12 protein-coding genes are annotated in these 17,218 nt (G+C 71.1%); 7 read left to right on the top strand and 5 right to left on the bottom strand.

What is annotated here, in order from left to right; all coding sequences use genetic code 11:
• Positions 1-113: 113 nt before the first annotated feature.
• On the top strand, positions 114-1,856 hold the full coding sequence (locus DEJ48_RS07895) for a pyruvate dehydrogenase (protein ID WP_150215484.1): 1,743 nt from the start codon (positions 114-116) through the stop codon (positions 1,854-1,856).
• A 39-nt stretch (positions 1,857-1,895) separates the two neighbouring features.
• Here the strand turns inward: DEJ48_RS07895 and DEJ48_RS07890 are convergent, their stop codons facing one another.
• Complete coding sequence (locus DEJ48_RS07890; RefSeq protein WP_150215483.1) at positions 1,896-4,940, bottom strand: alpha-mannosidase; 3,045 nt, start codon at positions 4,938-4,940, stop codon at positions 1,896-1,898.
• Between the two features lie 176 nt (positions 4,941-5,116).
• Here DEJ48_RS07890 and DEJ48_RS07885 point away from each other — a divergent pair, with 176 nt between their 5' ends.
• Positions 5,117-5,602 (top strand): ATP-binding protein, encoded by a 486-nt coding sequence (locus DEJ48_RS07885; protein WP_150215482.1) that lies wholly within the window; start codon positions 5,117-5,119, stop codon positions 5,600-5,602.
• Positions 5,603-5,627: 25 nt separating this feature from the next.
• Here the strand turns inward: DEJ48_RS07885 and DEJ48_RS07880 are convergent, their stop codons facing one another.
• Together DEJ48_RS07880 and DEJ48_RS07875 are read right to left on the bottom strand one after the other, a co-directional pair.
• Entirely contained in the window at positions 5,628-6,704 is a 1,077-nt protein-coding gene (locus DEJ48_RS07880; RefSeq protein ID WP_150215481.1) for a DUF2637 domain-containing protein, read from the bottom strand.
• A gap of 224 nt (positions 6,705-6,928) precedes the next feature.
• Complete coding sequence (locus DEJ48_RS07875) at positions 6,929-7,801, bottom strand: (2Fe-2S)-binding protein (protein ID WP_150215480.1); 873 nt, start codon at positions 7,799-7,801, stop codon at positions 6,929-6,931.
• 138 nt (positions 7,802-7,939) lie between these two features.
• On the opposite strand from DEJ48_RS07875, the gene DEJ48_RS07870 reads away from it, so the two are divergent.
• Complete coding sequence (locus DEJ48_RS07870) at positions 7,940-8,650, top strand: GntR family transcriptional regulator (RefSeq protein WP_150215479.1); 711 nt, start codon at positions 7,940-7,942, stop codon at positions 8,648-8,650.
• A 12-nt stretch (positions 8,651-8,662) separates the two neighbouring features.
• Here DEJ48_RS07870 and DEJ48_RS07865 read toward each other — a convergent pair whose 3' ends face one another.
• Both DEJ48_RS07865 and DEJ48_RS07860 read right to left on the bottom strand, forming a co-directional pair.
• Positions 8,663-9,424 carry a hypothetical protein gene (locus tag DEJ48_RS07865; protein ID WP_223831949.1) on the bottom strand — a complete coding sequence of 254 codons (762 nt, stop codon included), beginning with the start codon at positions 9,422-9,424 and terminating at the stop codon, positions 8,663-8,665.
• A 186-nt stretch (positions 9,425-9,610) separates the two neighbouring features.
• Positions 9,611-11,287, bottom strand: a complete 1,677-nt coding sequence (locus DEJ48_RS07860) for a PucR family transcriptional regulator (RefSeq protein ID WP_150215477.1) — start codon at positions 11,285-11,287, stop codon at positions 9,611-9,613.
• 341 nt (positions 11,288-11,628) lie between these two features.
• On the opposite strand from DEJ48_RS07860, the gene DEJ48_RS07855 reads away from it, so the two are divergent.
• The 4 genes from DEJ48_RS07855 (at position 11,629) to DEJ48_RS07840 (ending at position 17,189) form a co-directional block, all read left to right on the top strand.
• On the top strand, positions 11,629-12,519 hold the full coding sequence (locus DEJ48_RS07855) for an FAD binding domain-containing protein (protein ID WP_150215476.1): 891 nt from the start codon (positions 11,629-11,631) through the stop codon (positions 12,517-12,519).
• Positions 12,519-13,112, top strand: coding sequence for a (2Fe-2S)-binding protein (locus DEJ48_RS07850; RefSeq protein WP_150215475.1), 594 nt, complete (start codon positions 12,519-12,521; stop codon positions 13,110-13,112). Before DEJ48_RS07855 ends, DEJ48_RS07850 begins: the two co-directional genes overlap by 1 nt.
• A gap of 2 nt (positions 13,113-13,114) precedes the next feature.
• The gene (locus DEJ48_RS07845) at positions 13,115-15,499 is read left to right on the top strand and encodes a xanthine dehydrogenase family protein molybdopterin-binding subunit (RefSeq protein ID WP_150215474.1); all 2,385 of its coding nucleotides are present in this window, start codon (positions 13,115-13,117) and stop codon (positions 15,497-15,499) included.
• A 232-nt stretch (positions 15,500-15,731) separates the two neighbouring features.
• Positions 15,732-17,189 carry an NCS2 family permease gene (locus DEJ48_RS07840; RefSeq protein WP_150215473.1) on the top strand — a complete coding sequence of 486 codons (1,458 nt, stop codon included), beginning with the start codon at positions 15,732-15,734 and terminating at the stop codon, positions 17,187-17,189.
• The last annotated feature ends 29 nt before the right edge of the window (positions 17,190-17,218 follow it).

The following is a 17,218-nucleotide window of genomic DNA, read 5'->3' as shown; positions in this document are numbered from 1 at the left end:
GCCGCACCTGTGAATTCATGGACCAGAGACAGGGACGAAGTGCGAGTGAAGTCCTGGTCCACGGGTCACACGGGGTGAATCACGGTTCACCAGCGTCGGAAGGTGCGTACAGCATGGCCAAGCAGAACGTCGCCGAGCAGTTCGTCGACATCCTCGTGCGCGCGGGCGTCAAGCGCCTGTACGGAGTCGTCGGCGACAGCCTCAACCCGGTCGTGGACGCCATCCGACGCACCAAGGACATCGATTGGGTCCAGGTGCGGCACGAGGAGACCGCCGCCTTCGCGGCCGGTGCCGAGGCCCAGATCACCGGGAACCTCGCCGCCTGCGCGGGCTCCTGCGGCCCCGGCAACCTCCACCTGATCAACGGTCTGTACGACGCGCACCGCTCCATGGCCCCCGTTCTCGCGCTCGCCGCACAGATCCCTTCGAGCGAGATCGGGCTCGGGTACTTCCAGGAGACCCACCCGGACCAGCTGTTCCGCGAGTGCAGTCACTACAGCGAGCTGATCTCGACGCCGAAGCAGATGCCGCGGCTGCTGCAGACCGCCATCCAGAACGCCGTCGGGCAGAGCGGTGTGAGTGTGGTGTCGCTGCCCGGTGATGTCGCGGGCGAGCCCGCGCCGGAGCAGGGCGGCGAGACCGCGCTGGTCACGTCGCGTCCCTCCGTGCGGCCCGGCGACGCGGAGATCGAGCAGCTCGCCGCGATGATCGACGAGGCCGACCGGGTCACCCTGTTCTGCGGCAGCGGCACGGCGGGCGCGCACGCCGAGGTGATGGAGTTCGCCGAGAAGGTGAAGTCGCCGGTGGGCCACGCCCTGCGCGGCAAGGAGTGGATCCAGTACGACAACCCTTACGACGTGGGCATGAGCGGCCTGCTGGGCTACGGCGCCGCCTATGAAGCCACACATGAATGCGATCTGCTGATCCTGCTCGGGACCGACTTCCCGTACAACGCCTTCCTGCCGGACGACGTGAAGATCGTCCAGGTCGACGTCCGGCCCGAGCGCCTCGGCCGCCGCTCGAAGCTGGACCTCGCCGTCTGGGGCGACGTGCGCGAGACGCTGCGCTGTCTGACCCCGCGCGTCTCGCCGAAGTCGAACCGCAAGTTCCTCGACAAGATGCTGAAGAAGCACGCCGACGCGTTGGAAGGCGTGGTGAAGGCGTACACGCGCAAGGTCGAGAAGCACGTCCCGATCCACCCCGAGTACGTCGCCTCGGTCCTCGACGACCTCGCCGCCGACGACGCGGTGTTCACCGTCGACACCGGCATGTGCAACGTGTGGGCGGCCCGCTATCTCACCCCGAACGGCAAGCGCCGCATCATCGGCTCCTTCAGCCACGGCTCGATGGCGAACGCCCTGCCGCAGGCGATCGGCGCCCAGTTCGTCGACCGGAAGCGGCAGGTCGTGTCGATGTCGGGCGACGGCGGTTTCTCCATGCTGATGGGTGATTTCCTCACCCTCGTCCAGCACGACCTGCCGGTGAAGGTCGTGCTGTTCAACAACTCCTCGCTGGGCATGGTGGAGCTGGAGATGCTGGTGGCGGGGCTGCCCAACTACGGCACGGCGAACCACAACCCGGACTTCGCCGCCGTCGCCCGCGCCGCGGGTGCCTACGGCGTACGGGTGGAGAAGCCCAAGCAGCTCGCGAGCGCCCTCAAGGACGCCTTCGCGCACAAGGGCCCAGCCCTCGTCGACATCGTGACCGACCCCAACGCCCTCTCGATCCCGCCCAAGATCAGCTCGGACATGGTGACCGGCTTCGCCCTTTCCGCCAGCAAGATCGTCCTGGACGGCGGGGTGGGCCGGATGCTCCAGATGGCCCGCTCCAACCTGCGGAACGTGCCGAGGCCGTAGGGGCCTGCCCAGCTCCCCCGGCCCCGGCACCGGAACGCGTCAGGCCGGGCGCAGCCGCAGCGTGACGATCTGGAACGGCCGCAGCGCGAGCGCGAGCCCGGCCTCGCCGGTCCCCGCCTCGTGCAGCGGACGTTCCAGCAGGTCCGTCACCTCCGCCCGCGCGACCGGGAAGGACGTGCGGAGCGTGGTCGCCGCCCGCCCGCCGCGCGACTCGTAGAGCCGTACGATCACGTCGCCGCCGCGGTCGTCGGCGAGCTTCACCGACTCGACCGTGACCCCCGGATGGTCGACGTCCACCAGGGACGGCAGGACGGGGGAGTCCGTGACGCGCAGCGGCAGGTTGAGCGCGAGGCCCTCGGCCACCGCGTCGCCGGTCCCGGCCCCGGGCAGCAGCGCGTACGTGAAGCGGTGCCTGCCCTGGTCGGTCTCCGGGTCCGGGCTGTGCGGGGCCCGCAGCAGCGTGAGGCGGACCGTGGTGCCGAGCGTGTCGCCGTGCTCGGTGCGCGTCACGTCGTGGCCGTACGTCGCGTCGTTGAGCACCGCGACGCCGTACCCCTCCTCCGCCACCCGCAGCCAGCGGTGGGCGCAGATCTCGTAGCGCGCCGCGTCCCAGCCCGTGTTGGCGTGCGTCGGCCGGTGCACATGGCCGAACTGGATCTCGGCGGCGGACCGTTCGGCGTGCACGTCGAGGGGGAACGCCGCCTTGAGGACCTTCTCAGACTCCCGCCAGTCGACGTCCGTGACGACGTCCAGACGCCTGCTGCCCGCCGCGAGCCGGATCTCCTGCGTGATCCGCGACGCGCCGAAGGTCCGCACGACCCGCACCGCGACCCGCAGCGGCCCGTCCTCGACGAGCTCGACGGAGTCGGCGTCCGTGAGGTCGGTGTGCCGGCGCCGGTAGTGCTTGTCGAGGTCCCACGCGTCGTAGTGCGTGGGGTGGTCGGGGTGCAGCTGGAGGAGGTTGCCGGGGGCGGCGAGCACCTCGCGGCCCGCGTCCAGGTCCTTGACGGAGGCGAGCAGCCCGGCCGCGTCGACGGTGACGCTCAGGTGCTCGTTGGTGAGCAGGATCGTGTCGCCGGTGGTGTGCGCGACCGCGCCCGCCCCGGCGTCCCGTGCCGCGTCGATGCTCTGCGTGCCGAGGGCGGGCACGTCGACCCGCACCAGCATGCCGTCACCCGGGTCGACGACCTCGCTGCGCGGATACGGCGAGGCGTTGAGCACCGCGGGTCCGCCCGCGCCCAGGGACCGCACGGCCGACGCCGTGATCTCGTCGAGCTCGGCCAGGACCCGTTCGTAGGTGTCGCGTGCCTCCCGGTGCACCCAGGCGATCGACGAGCCGGGCAGGATGTCGTGGAACTGGTGCAGCAGCACCGTCTTCCACAGCCGGTCGAGGGTGTCGTACGGATAGACGTACGCGGGATCGCGCACCGCGGCCGCCGTGCACCACAACTCGGCCTCGCGCAGGGCGTGTTCGCTGCGCCGGTTGCCGCGCTTGGTGGCGGCCTGGGTGGTGTACGTGGCGCGGTGCAGCTCCAGGTAGAGCTCGCCGGACCAGACGGGGGCCTGCGCGCCGTACTCCTCCTCGGCCGCCGCGAAGAACGCCGACGGCTTCTCGATCTCGACGCGCGGTGAGCCCTCCAGGGAGCGCAGACGGCGCGCCCGCTCCATCATCTCGCGGGTGGGTCCGCCCCCGCCGTCGCCCCAGCCGAAGGGCACCAGTGAGCGGGTGGCACGTCCCTTGTCGGCGAAGTTCCGCTCGGCGTGGGCGAGTTCGGCGCCGTGGAACTGCGAGTTGTAGGTGTCCACGGGCGGGAAGTGGGTGAAGACCCGGGTCCCGTCGATGCCCTCCCACCAGAAGGTGTGGTGCGGCATCTTGTTGGACTGGTTCCAGCTCAGCTTCTGCGTGAGGAACCAGCGGACGCCCGCGAGCTTCGCCAGCTGCGGGAAGGCCGCGGTGTAGCCGAAGGAGTCCGGCAGCCAGATCTCCTCCGTCTCGACGCCGAGCTCCTCGCGGAAGAACCGCATGCCGTGTGTGATCTGCCGGGCGAGAGCCTCGCCGCCCGGCATGTTGGCGTCCGACTCGACCCACATCGAGCCCACCGGCGCCCAGGTGCCGTCCGCGACCGCCTTCTTGATGCGCTCCCAGATGTGCGGCTGGTGCTCCTTGACCCATGCGTACTGCTGGGCCTGCGAGCAGGCGAAGACCAGCTCCGGATACTCCTCGGCCAGCGCCGTCACATTGGCGAAGGTCCGCGAGGCCTTGCGCACCGTCTCGCGCAGGGGCCACAGCCACGCCGAGTCGATGTGCGCGTGTCCGGCTGCCGATACGCGGTGGGCGCTGGCGTGCGCGGGCCGCGCCAGGACGTCGGCGAGTTCCGCCCGCGCGGCGGCGGCCGTGCCCGGCACGTCGTGCAGATCGAGCGCGTCGAGCATGTCCTCCAGGGCGCGCAGGATCTCGTGCCGACGCGGACGGTCGGCGTCCAGTTCCGGCATGAGCTCGGAAAGGACCTCGATGTCGAGGATCAGCTGCCATACGTCCTCGTTGAGTACGGCGAGGTCGGCAGACGCGAATCGGTAGATCGGGGTATTGCCTGCGGTCAGGACGTCGCCCAGGGGTGTCGGCACGAAGTCGTGCAGAACGGCCGGATTGGCCGCCGCTTCGAGAAGTAGGTGCACCGGTTCGCCGCCCTGAGCAGGAGAGGCCACCGGAATATGCCGATTGCGCGGGTGAACGCCTTTGAGGGGGACGCCGGCCGCGTCGTAGACGAGTCCCTCCGCCTGGAAGCCGGGCCCGTCGCCCGTGAACCCGGGGTCGATCACGACTTCGACACGGCGCCCGCGCCACTCGTCGGGCACCTGCCCCTGAATGCGGAACCAACTGGTCGACCAGGGATTTCCCCACGCGGTGCCGGTCTCGAAGGGCTCGTACTCCGCTTCGAGCGCGGTCCCCACGGGCACCGGCTCGCCCGGCGCGTGCCACACCGAGAGGGTCAGCGGCGTGCGCCGGGTGTACTGGGCGGGCCGGATGAACTGGCGCAGCGCCCGCTCCAGGCGTCCTTCCACCAGCAGTCTGTCGTCGTGCACTCGTGCTCCTCGGGACGCTCGACGGTGGGGTCCACCGCTTCACTTCCCCCCAACTCGAGGATGCACCCCCCGCCGTTGATTGAGGATTCGACAAGCGTGCCGTGACCGGCCCGGGGCATGCATCCCGTGAGGCTGTTCGAAAGGGAGGCATAGACATCGCATTGTGGGCGGGGGTCATGACGAGGCACTCACGAGGGGGCGGTCCCGGCAATCTCGGGGCCTCTTCACCGGAAACACGGGACGAGAGGACCGGTGACACGCGGGGCGGACCCGACGAGGGTCAACTCACGCGGCGGCTGGGGAGAGCGGATCTGCGCGCGGTGTCCGAGGTCAGGAAAGCCCTCAGGGAGCTTCTGCGGCACTGGGGAAAACCGGGAAAGAGCGAGATCGCCGAACTCCTCACCAGTGAACTGGTCACGAACGCACTGGTGCACACCGATCACGAGGCGGTCGTCACGGCGACCGTCGGCCCGCACGGCCTGCGTGTGGAGGTGCGGGACTTCGTGGGCCACCGGCCCGAGCCGCAGGTACCGAACGCCGACGACGGTACGAGCGGCAGGGGCCTGATCCTGGTGCAGTCCCTCGCCGACGCCTGGGGAGTCCGGGCGCACGGCGTGGGGAAGGCGGTCTGGTTCGAGCTCGACGGCGGCGGCGCGGCCTGAGCCTGCCGCCGCCGTACGGGCCCGGTCAGCCGAACTGCTGCTCCAGGTCTTTCAGTTTCCGCTCCAGCGAGTCGAGCCGGGGCAGGGCCTGCGTGTCGTCCTCGGCCGTGAGGTCGACGGTGACGGGGGCCACGGGGGCGGCACCGTCAGGGCCGTTCCTGACGGCCTGGAGGGAGGGACGGGAGCGTACCGGCAGCTGTTCCTGCGCCGCTATGGCAGGGTCCGCGCCGACCTGCGCGGACCCGGCGGCCGGTGCGACGGCCTGCACGTCCACCTGGCGGCCGCCGCCACGGCCCTGCCAGTTCCGGTGGCCCCGGCTGAGGGCCTTGAGCTGCGCGCGCTCCAGCTTCTCCTGATCGCGCCTGCGCAGCCGCGTCTGTTCCTTCTCGCGGCGGTCCTCCCGGACCTCCTCGACGGCCTCGTCCAGGGTGCGTACGCCTTCGAGGAGCATCAGCGACCACGCCCCGAAGGTCTCACGCGGAGCCCGCAGCCACCGCACGATGCGGATCTGCGGCAGCGGTCGCGGCACCAGACCCTGCTCGCGCAGCGCGGCCCTGCGGGTCTGCTTCAGCGCGCGGTCGAAGAGGACCGCCGCCGAGAGCGACATGCCCGCGAAGAACTGCGGGGCGCCGGCGTGGCCCAGCCCCCGCGGCGCGTGCACCCAGTTGAACCAGGCGGCGGCGCCCGCGAACGTCCACACGAGCAGACGTGAGCCGAGGGCCGCGTCGCCGTGGCTCGCCTCGCGCACGGCGAGGACGGAGCAGAACATCGCCGCGCCGTCGAGGCCGAACGGGACCAGATACTCCCAGCCGCCGGAGAGGCTGAGGTTCTGCCGGCCGAAGCCGACCAGGCCGTGGAAGGAGAGCGCCGCGGCGACGGCCGCGCAGCAGAACAGGAGCACGTAGGACGCGGTTCCGTAGACGGCTTCCTTGCGTCTGCGGCGTTCCTCGCTGCGCTCCCACGACTCGTCGCTCGCGCTTCCCTTGGCTGCTTTGGCGTGGCCTCGCTTGCCGCGCGTGAGCACCGCAACCGCCACCAGCAGGCCCAGGAGCAGGACGCCACCCGGGAGCAGCCAGTCCAGCGATATGTCGGTCAGTCTCATCTGGGGGTCCCTTGCATTGCGGTAGGGCGTATCGGGCGCCATATTGACCCAACCCGGAGGGACCCCACGGGGTTTCGGCGCAAGAGGACGCCATGGGGGTGCAAGGGAGCACACACGGCGTACTTTTGCTCGAACTCGCGGCTGAGTGCCGGAAGTTGAGTTCGATTAAACGCGCTCGAAGCGGTGGTTCGGGCTGAGACGGTGGTTCAGGTCGGAACAGTGGTTCAGGCCGAAGCGGTCGCCTCGGCGTCCGCGCTCAGCCGCGCGATGCGCTCCGCGTCGCAGGTGCGCGGGCAGGTGACGCAGGTGTCGTCGGGGCGCAGCGTGTAGAACATGCAGCAGCTCGCCCGGTCGCGGGTCGGCAGCGTCTCGCCGTTGGGGCCCGTCAGCTCACGGAACCCCGCCGTGCCGACGTACGGCTTGGTGGCGCCGGGCAGCAGCCGCTCCAGCTCCGTCATCGCCCGCTGCTCCTCGCCGAGGAGGTGCGCCACGTACCAGAGACCCTCGACGATCTCGTCCGTGGCGACGCTCCACAGGGCGCGCGAGCGGCGCCGCATCCGTGGGCCGAAGCCGTCCAGGAGCGGTCCCAGATGGTCGGCGACCGAGGCCCGCACCTCCGCGCGCAGGGCCTCCTCGTCCGGTACGACGCGGGCGTCGGGCCGCGCCGCGGCCGGGTCGTCCGGCAGACAGGCGAATCCGTCCGCGCGTACGGCCAGACGGCCCAGCGTGCGCTGGAAGGAGACGTCGGCGACCGGGAAGCGGGGGACGCGGCGCTGCAGGAACCAGGGGACCGTGATGAGCAGGGTGGCCGGCCAGGCGTAGCGGTGCAGGCCGAAGCTCGCGATCACGTCCGGGCGGGCCTGGGTGCCGTAGTCCTTGAGGACCTGTGCGTTGTCCCACGCCAGGAATGCGTCGAGGTCGGCCCCGCCCTCCGCGAGCCGGGCGGCGGTGACCCAGCCGCCGCCCTGTGGGGCCTGTTCCTCGTGACCGAGTTCGGTGATGCGCAGTCCGGAGTAGACCTCGCCCAGGCGGGCGTAGGAGTCCGCTACGGCACTGGGGGCGCCCTGGACGGGTGCGGCCAACGTGGGTACGGACATGCGCGGGACCACCGAATCGCGATCGATAGCAGGTTAGCCTTACCTTACCCGACGTGATCGAGGTTTCAACTCCAGTGGTGTCCGCCTATGGTGCCTCTCGTACCTTTCACAGCGATCAGAGGCAGGGCGGGTCACGCAGTGGAGCAGACCGGGGCACGCGAGGGGGGTCCTTTCGCCGGGACGCCGCGCGTCCGGGTGCCCGAACAGGCAGGGACGCGTCAGGCGGTCCGGCGCAGCTCCGTGCGCGGACAGATCCTCGCCGCGCTGCGGGCCGCGCTCGTCGGCGGCGAGCTCGCGCCCGGCGAGGTGTACTCGGCGCCGGCCCTCGCCGAACGCTTCGGCGTCTCCGCGACGCCCGTCCGCGAGGCGATGCAGCAGCTGGCCACCGAGGGCGCCGTCGAGGTCGTCCCCAACCGCGGCTTCCGCGTCGTCGAGCGCGGCGCGCGGGAACTGGCGGAGCTCGCCGAGGTGCGGGCGCTGATCGAGGTCCCCGTGATGCTGCGCCTGGCCCGCACGGTGCCCGCGGAGCGCTGGGCCGAGCTGCGGCCGCTGGCCGAGGCGACCGCGACGGCGGCGGCGGGCGGCGACCTGGCCCGCTACGCCGAGTCCGACCGCGCCTTCCACGGCGCGGTCCTCTCCCTCTCCGGCAACCAGCAGCTCGTCCAGGTCGCGGAAGACCTGCACCGCCGCTCGCAGTGGCCCCTGTCGAGCGGCCCCGTGGCGGCCCGCCGCGCCGACCTCCTGGCCGACGCGGCCGAACACATGGCCCTGCTGGACGCCCTGACCACCCAGGACCTGCCGGTGGTCTCGTCCCTGGTCCGCGAACACTTCACGGGCGCGACGGGCTGAGGAGCTCCCGGGTCACACCGCGGCGGCCGGTGGCTGGAGGTGGTGGGCCAGCCAGGAGGGGACGCCGCCCAGGAGGCGGAAGAGGCGGGTGGCCTCGGCGCGGAGGCGGGTGGCCTCCGGTTCCGGTTCCGCGTCGGCGAGGGCGGCGAGCGCGGGGGCCGTGCCGACCAGGTAGCCGAGCTCCTCGCGGATGCGCAGGGACTCCGCGAAACCGTGCCGCGCCTCCGCCAACTCCCCGTCGCGCAGGGCGAGTCCGGCCAGGTGGCGCCAGGTGAAGGAGAGGAGCAGGGGGTCGGAGTGGGCGGTGGCGCCCGCATGGGCCCGTCGGTACGCCGCCTTCGCCGACTGCGGGGAGTCCGCGATGTGCTCCGCGATCAGTCCGCGGCGGAAGTCGAGCAGCGGGCGCCCCGGTGCGTTCGGGGCGAGGAGCGCGGCGGCCCTGCCGAGCGCCGTACGCGCTTCGTCGGCCCGGTCACGTACGTTCAAGACGGTGGAGGCGTACGCCAGTTGACCCCGTTCGCAGGCCGCCGCGCCCCGGTCGTCGTCGTCCTCGGCGAGCGCCTCCGCGGTCCGCAGACCGTCCTCCGCCTCGCCCCAGCCTTCCCCGGTGAACAGGCACCGCTCGACCAGGAGTGCCGTCCTCTGGAGTGCCGCCCCGGCCCCCGTCCGTGAGGTGAGCAGCGCCGCAGCGTCGGTCCAGCAGCCGCGTGAGCGCAGCCGCCATACCGCGGTCTGGAGTGGATCGTGCTCTGCAGTCGTTCCGGTACCAGACATGGCGGTATGCGCCACGTTGCCCTCCCCGAGCACACCATTGAGCTGTTGAGTCGTGGGCGAATCTCAGCATGGATCGCGGCACCGGGCCAAGAGGCTGGGTGAAAGAATTCACAAAGGGCGGGCAAGGAAACGAGCCGGGCCCGGCCGGCGCCGACGGGGCGCGGACCGGGCCCGACCCGGATGACCTCAGCTCATGCGCAGCGCGAGGAAGAAATCGAGCTTGTCCTCCAGACGCGACAGGTCACGACCCGTCAACTGCTCGATACGTCCCACCCGGTAGCGCAGCGTGTTGACGTGGAGGTGCAGCCGCGCCGCGCAGCGCGTCCACGAGCCGTCGCTGTCGAGGAACGCCTCCAGCGTCGGGATGAGCTCCGCGCGGTGGCGCTGGTCGTACTCGCGCAGCGGGTCCAGGAGCCGTGCCGTGAACGCCCGGCGCACGTCGTCCGGCACGAACGGCAGCAGCAGGACGTGCGAGGCGAGCTCCTGGTGGCCGGCCGCGCAGACCCGGCCCGGACGCGCCGCGGCGACCCGGCGGGCGTGCCGCGCCTCCTCCAGGGCGCCGCGCAGCCCCTCCGCCGAGTGCACGGACGCGCTGACGCCGAGCGTGAGGCGGCCGTCGCCGTCCAGGCCCGCCGACAGCGGGTCGTGGACGGAGGCGAGGAGCGAGTCCGCCAGCAGGCCCGTCTCCGGCCCCTCGTGCTCGCCCGGGACCGCCGGCAGCGGTACGAGGGCGATCGCCTCGTCGCCGGTGTGCGCGACGGCGATCCGGTCGGACGGCTCGGGGCCCGACGCCGACGGGTCGACGAGGATCTCCTCCAGGAGCGACTGGGTGACGGGGCCGCCGTCGATCTCCCCGCCCTCCCACTCGACGCGGGCCACGACGACCTGCCAGTGCGGAGCCGTGCCGAGACCCGGCAGCAGCACGGGCGCGGCGACGCGCAGCCGGGCCGCGATCTCCGCGGGGGCGGCGCCCGTCTGCACCAGTTCGAGGACCTCCTGGGCCAGCCTGCGGCGCACCGTGCGGGCCGCGTCGCGCCGGTCGCGCTCCACCGCGATCAGCTGGGTGACGCCCTGGAGCAGGTCGAGCCGCTCCTCGGGCCAGTCGCCCGCGTCGGCCTCCACCGCGAGCACCCAGTCGGAGAGCACGGACTCGCGCACGTCGCGCGAGGCGGCGGCCGCTCCGCGCCCACTGGTCCGAATGGGGAACAGCGAGTACGTGGCCGAGTCGATCGTCACGCGGTGCGGCCCGCGCCGCCCCGTCCTGACGGCCGCGAGGTGCTCCCCGGCGAGCCGCGCGGACAACGGCGCGGGCAGGACGTTTCCGGCCGCGCCCGATCCGGCGATCACGCGCCCCGCGGGCGACAGGACCCAGGCCCGCAGGTCCAGGTCGGTGCCGAGCAGGTCGAGGACGACATCGGGGCCGCCGCCCGCCGGGCCCGACGTCATCAGCCGGCGGTGCCGGTCGACGACGGCGGCCAGGTCCCCGGCGCGCTCGCCGGAGACCTGGCGCACGACGTGCTCGGTGATCGTCGCGAAGGCCACGGTCTCGTTGACCGCGAAGAGCGGCAGCCGGTGCCGGGCGCAGGCCTGCACGATGTCGTCGGGGATGTCGCCCAGCTCGGCCTCGCCGGCCGCCAGCGCGGCGACGCCGGCGTTGGCGAGGACCCGTACGAACGGTTCGGTGTCGGAGGCGTCGCGACGCCAGGCGAGGCCGGTGAGGACCAGCTCGCCGCCGGCCAGATAGCGGCTGGGGTCCCGCAGGTCCGTGGTCATCACACCGCGCACGGTGCGGTCCAGCTCGTCCTCGCCGCCGAGCAGCCGCAGGCCCAGCGCGTCGGTGTCAAGGAGTGCGCGCAGCCGCATGGTGTCGTCGCCGCCGATCTGTCTCGAATGGTGTGTACAAACATGTGCGCTCTGTAGCGCAGGGGCCCCGCGCCACCGTGAGTCCGGGGTTTCCGGGGGGAACCCGCGAGGTTGCTGGGGCCCGTTCTTCATACGAATCTACAAGACGCACGGCTTGGCCAGCCAACTCCTTCATGGTTTCGGTGACTGACCCCATCGAACGGTCGAGCGGTGTACTTGGCCCACTCCGCGTTAACAGCACATGAACGAGCAGTCGAGGGACCAACGGCCCGAGTGGCCGGAACGGAATGCTCCCGTCCCTCGAAGCGAAAGACCCTCGATACGAAGAAGAAGAGAGCCTCATGGACTTCCTTCGCCCCGCCAGCTGGGAGGAGGCGCTCGCCGCCAAGGCCGAGCACCCCACGGCTGTGCCGATTGCGGGTGGCACCGACGTGATGGTCGAGATCAACTTCGACCACCGCCGTCCCGAGTACCTGCTTGACCTCAACCGCGTCGGCGACCTGCGCGAGTGGGAGGTGGGGGAGGAGACCGTCCGGCTCGGCGCCTCCGTCCCGTACACCCAGATCATGGAGGAGCTCCGCACGGAGCTGCCCGGTCTCGCGCTCGCCTCGCACACGGTCGCCTCCCCGCAGATCCGCAACCGCGGCGGCGTCGGCGGCAACCTGGGCACGGCCTCCCCGGCCGGCGACGCCCACCCGGCCCTGCTGGCCGCCGACTGCGAGGTCGAGGTGGAGTCTGTGCGGGGCTCGCGCCTCATCCCGATCGACGAGTTCTACACCGGTGTGAAGCGCAACGCCCTCGCCCCGGACGAGCTCATCAAGACCGTCCACATCAAGAAGGCGGACGGCCCGCAGCAGTACTCGAAGGTCGGCACCCGCAACGCGATGGTCATCGCCGTGTGCGCCTTCGGCATCGCGCTGCACCCCGAGACCCGGACCGTGCGGACCGGCATCGGTTCCGCCGCCCCCACGCCCATCCGGGCGAAGGCGGCCGAGGAATTCCTGAACGCGGCGCTCGAAGAGGGCGGCTTCTGGGACAGCAAGAAGATCATCACCCCCTCGATCGCGAAGCAGTTCGCGGAGCTCGCCTCCGGAGCCGCCAACCCGATCGACGACGTGCGCGGAACGGCGAACTACCGCCGGCACGCCGTCGGGATCATGGCCCGCCGCACGCTCGGCTGGACCTGGGAGTCGTACCGCGGCGAGGGCCGCAGCACTGAGGGAGTCGCATAATGCGAGTGAACTTCACGGTCAACGGCCGTCAGCAGGAAGCCGACGACGTGTGGGAGGGCGAGTCCCTCCTGTACGTGCTGCGTGAGCGCATGGGGCTCCCGGGCTCCAAGAACGCCTGCGAGCAGGGCGAGTGCGGATCCTGCACCGTCCGTCTCGACGGGGTGCCGGTCTGTTCGTGTCTGGTCGCGGCCGGACAGGTGGAGGGCCGCGAGGTCACCACCGTCGAGGGCCTCGCCGACTACGCCAAGCACCGCGAGAGCGCCCACCCGGGCGGCGGCTGTGCTTCCGGTGCCTGCGGCACGTCCCTCCAGGACGCCCAGCAGTGGAAGGCCAAGGGGCAGGACTCGCAGACCGGTGAGGGCACCGAGCTCTCCCCGATCCAGCAGGCGTTCATCGACGCGGGCGCCGTCCAGTGCGGCTTCTGCACCCCCGGTCTGCTCGTCGCGGCCGACGAGCTCCTGGAGCGCAACGACACGCCGTCGGACGCGGACATCCGTGAGGCGCTCTCCGGCAACCTCTGCCGCTGCACCGGGTACGAGAAGATCCTCGACGCGGTCCGCCTCGCCGCGGCCCGCCAGGGAGAGGTGGTCTGATCATGGCCGGCACCACCACAGGCATCCCCGCCAACGTCACCCAGGGCTCGCAGACGAAGGGCGGCGTCGGCGAGTCGATGCTGCGCCCCGACGGCACCCTGAAGGTCACCGGCGAGTTCGCGTACTCCTCGGACATGTGGCACGAGGAGATGCTCTGGGGCCAGATCCTGCGCTCCACCGTCGCCCACGCCGAGATCGTGTCGATCGACATCTCCGAGGCCGTCGCCCTGTCCGGCGTCTACGCCGTCCTGACGGCCGACGACCTGCCGGCGGCGAAGAACTACGGCATGGAGTACCAGGACACCCCCGTCCTCGCGTACGGCAAGGTCCGTCACCACGGTGAGCCGGTCGCCCTCGTGGCCGCCGACCACCCGGAGACCGCGCGCCGCGCCGCCGCCAAGATCAAGGTGGAGTACAAGGAGCTGCCGGTCATCACGGACGAGGCGTCCGCGACCGCGCCCGACGCCGTCCTGGTCCACGAGGACCGCGGCGACCACCACGCCGGTCACGTCCCGCACCCGAACATCGTGCACCGCCAGCCGATCATCCGCGGCAACGCCGACGAGGCCGCCAAGAAGGCCGACGTCATCGTCAAGGGCGAGTACACCTTCGGCATGCAGGACCAGGCGTTCCTCGGCCCGGAGTCCGGCCTCGCCGTGCCCTCCGAGGACGGCGGCGTCGACCTGTACGTGGCCACCCAGTGGCTGCACTCGGACCTCAAGCAGATCGCGCCCTGCCTCGGCCTGCCCGAGGAGAAGGTCCGCATGACGATGGCGGGCATCGGCGGCGCGTTCGGCGGCCGCGAGGACATCTCGATGCAGATCCTCGCCTCGGTCCTCGCGCTGCGCACCGGCAAGCCCGTCAAGATGGTCTACAACCGGTACGAGTCGTTCTTCGGCCACGTGCACCGCCACCCGGCGAAGCTCTACTACGAGCACGGCGCCACCAAGGACGGCAAGATCACGCACATGAAGTGCAAGATCGTCCTGGACGGCGGCGCCTACATGTCGTCGACCCCGTCGGTCGTCGGCAACGCCTCGTCCCTCTCGGTCGGCCCGTACGTCATCGACGACGTGGAGATCGAGGCCATCGGGCTCTACACCAACAACCCGCCCTGCGGCGCCATGCGCGGCTTCGGCGCGGTCCAGGCGTGCTTCGCCTACGAGGCCCAGATGGACAAGGTCGCCGCGAAGCTGGGCATGGACCCGGTCGCGTTCCGGCAGAAGAACGCGATGGAGCAGGGCACGATCATGCCGACCGGCCAGCCGGTCGACTCGCCCGCCCCCGTCGCCGAGCTGCTGCGCCGCGTCAAGGCCCGTCCGTTGCCGCCCGTGCGCCAGTGGGAGTCCAGCGAGGGCGCCGACGTCCGCGCGCTGCCCGGCGGTCTGTCGAACACCACGCACGGCGAGGGCGTCGTCCGCGGCGTCGGCTACGCGGTCGGCATCAAGAATGTCGGCTTCTCCGAGGGCTTCGACGACTACTCGACGGCGAAGATCCGCGTCGAGGTCATCAACGGCGAGGCCGTGGCCACCGTCCACACCGCCGCGGCCGAGGTCGGCCAGGGCGGCGTGACCATCCACGCGCAGATCGCCCGGACCGAGCTCGGCGTCCAGCAGGTCACCATCGCCCCCGCCGACACGCAGGTGGGCTCGGCCGGTTCGACCTCCGCGGGCCGCCAGACGTACATGACCGGCGGCGCCATCAAGAACTCCTGCGAGATCGTCCGCGAGAAGGTCCTGGAGATCGGCCGGCGCAAGTTCGGCTCGTACCACCCGGCGTGGGCCAACGCCGAACTCCTCCTGGAGGGCGGCAAGGTCGTCACCGACGGCGGCGAGGTCCTCACCACCCTCGTGGAGGTCCTCGAGGACGAGGCAGTGGAGGTGGAGGAGGAGTTCAGGCACCGCCCCACCGAGGCCTTCGACCTGCGGACGGGTCAGGGCAACGGCCACGTCCAGTACGCCTTCGCCGCGCACCGCGCGGTGGTCGAGGTCGACACCGAGCTCGGCCTCGTCAAGGTGATCGAGCTGGCCTGCGCCCAGGACGTCGGCAAGGCGGTCAACCCGCTCTCCGTCATCGGGCAGATCCAGGGCGGCACCACCCAGGGCCTCGGCGTCGCGGTGATGGAGGAGATCATCGTCGACCCGAAGACCGCGAAGGTGCGCAACCCCTCCTTCACGGACTACCTCCTCCCGACCATCCTCGACACGCCGACCATCCCGGTCGACTACCTCGAACTGGCCGACCCGCACGCGCCGTACGGCGTGCGCGGCATCGGTGAGGCCCCGACCCTGTCGTCCACTCCCGCGGTCCTCGCGGCCATCAGGAACGCGACGGGTCTCGAACTCAACAAGACGCCGGTGCGTCCCGAACACCTCACCGGCACCTGATCCCTCACCGAGGGAAACGATCCCCCGCTCGGGGATCAGCAAGGTTCTCCGAGCGGTGCGCGACTGCCAGGAACGTCACACTTCCGCCGTCCGCGCCGCTCGGAGCTCAACTCCCCTCCCCTTTGAGGGAGATGTCGTTCGTCTCGGGCCGTCCCCCGGGTCGTGCAGCCAACGCACCATCCCAAATCCCGCGACTCCGCGGGTGCCCCTGTGAACCTTGGGAGTAGGCACCATGACCCAGTCGTCAGTGGAGCCCAAGACCACCGCAGAGGACGCGGGCCCCGGCTCGCGCGTCCCGGCCGGCAGGTCTTGGCTCGATCGGTACTTTCACATATCCCGGCGGGGATCCACGGTCGCGCGCGAGGTGCGCGGCGGTATCACCACCTTCATGGCGATGGCGTACATCGTCCTGCTCAACCCCCTGATCCTGTCCGGCAAGGACGCGGCGGGGGACACCATGGGCCAGAAGGCCCTGATCACCGCGACGGCGCTCGCCGCGGCGGTCACCACGCTCCTCATGGGCTTCGTCGGCAAGGTGCCGCTGGCCCTCGCCGCCGGACTCTCCGTGTCCGGTGTGATCTCCTCGCAGGTCGCGCCCGAGATGACCTGGCCGCAGGCCATGGGCATGTGCGTGATGTACGGCGTGGTGATCATGCTTCTGGTGGTCACCGGGCTCCGCGAAATGATCATGAACGCGATCCCGCTCGCCCTCAAGCACGGCATCACCATGGGCATCGGCCTGTTCATCGCCATCATCGGCCTGGTCAAGGGCGGCTTCGTGCACCCGGGCAAGGCCACCCCGCTCTCGCTCGGCCCCGCCGGTGAACTCTCCGGCTGGCCCGTCCTGCTCTTCGCGGGCACCCTGCTCCTCATCTTCATGCTGCAGGCGCGCAACACCCCCGGCGCGATCCTGATCGGCATCGTCACCGGCACCGTGATCGCCGTGGTGCTCAACGCGCTCGACGTCATCGACCCCAAGCAGTGGGCGAACGGCGCCCCCGAACTGCACGGCAGCGCGATCTCGTCGCCCGACTTCTCGCTCATCGGCGAGGTCGAGTTCGGCGGCTGGGGCGAGGTCGGGGCCATGACGGTCGGCATGATCGTCTTCACCCTGGTGCTCGCCGGGTTCTTCGACGCGATGGCCACCATCATCGGCGTCGGCACCGAGGCCAACCTCGCCGACGAGAAGGGCCGTATGCCGGGCCTCTCCAAGGCGCTGTTCATCGACGGCGCGGGCGGCGCCATCGGCGGCGTGGCGGGCGGCTCCGGCCAGACCGTCTTCGTCGAGTCCGCCACCGGAGTCGGCGAGGGTGCCCGCACGGGTCTCGCCTCGGTCGTCACCGGTCTGTTCTTCGCCGGTTGCCTCTTCTTCACGCCGCTCACCGCGATCGTGCCGCAGGAGGTCGCCTCCGCCGCGCTCGTCGTCATCGGAGCGATGATGATGATGAACGCACGGCACGTCGACTGGGCCGACCGCGCCACCGCCATCCCGGTCTTCCTGACCGTGGTGCTCATGCCCTTCACGTACACCATCACCACCGGTGTCGCGGCGGGCGTCATCTCCTGGGTCGCCATCAAGATCGCGCAGGGCAAGGCGCGCGAGATCGGCGCCTTCATGTGGGGCCTGACGGTGATCTTCATCGTCTACTTCGCCCTCAACCCCATCGAAGGATGGCTGGGCGTCCACTGAGGCGCTGAGCCCTCCGCACACCCGTAGAG

The sequence above is a fragment of the Streptomyces venezuelae genome (genome assembly GCF_008642315.1).
GTDB classification, from domain to species: Bacteria; Actinomycetota; Actinomycetes; order Streptomycetales; family Streptomycetaceae; genus Streptomyces; species Streptomyces venezuelae_D.
Note: the sequence above shows the minus strand (reverse complement) of the source record. Positions and strands in the feature narration are given on the sequence as shown.

Coding starts and splice junctions, on each gene's coding strand:
- DEJ48_RS07895 (WP_150215484.1), top strand. CDS start 114: ATGGCCAAGCAGAACGTCGCCGAGCAGTTCGTCGACATCCTCGTGCGC.
- DEJ48_RS07885 (WP_150215482.1), top strand. CDS start 5,117: ATGACGAGGCACTCACGAGGGGGCGGTCCCGGCAATCTCGGGGCCTCT.
- DEJ48_RS07880 (WP_150215481.1), bottom strand. CDS start 6,704: ATGAGACTGACCGACATATCGCTGGACTGGCTGCTCCCGGGTGGCGTC.
- DEJ48_RS07875 (WP_150215480.1), bottom strand. CDS start 7,801: ATGTCCGTACCCACGTTGGCCGCACCCGTCCAGGGCGCCCCCAGTGCC.
- DEJ48_RS07865 (WP_223831949.1), bottom strand. CDS start 9,424: ATGTCTGGTACCGGAACGACTGCAGAGCACGATCCACTCCAGACCGCG.
- DEJ48_RS07860 (WP_150215477.1), bottom strand. CDS start 11,287: ATGCGGCTGCGCGCACTCCTTGACACCGACGCGCTGGGCCTGCGGCTG.
- DEJ48_RS07855 (WP_150215476.1), top strand. CDS start 11,629: ATGGACTTCCTTCGCCCCGCCAGCTGGGAGGAGGCGCTCGCCGCCAAG.
- DEJ48_RS07850 (WP_150215475.1), top strand. CDS start 12,519: ATGCGAGTGAACTTCACGGTCAACGGCCGTCAGCAGGAAGCCGACGAC.
- DEJ48_RS07845 (WP_150215474.1), top strand. CDS start 13,115: ATGGCCGGCACCACCACAGGCATCCCCGCCAACGTCACCCAGGGCTCG.
- DEJ48_RS07840 (WP_150215473.1), top strand. CDS start 15,732: ATGACCCAGTCGTCAGTGGAGCCCAAGACCACCGCAGAGGACGCGGGC.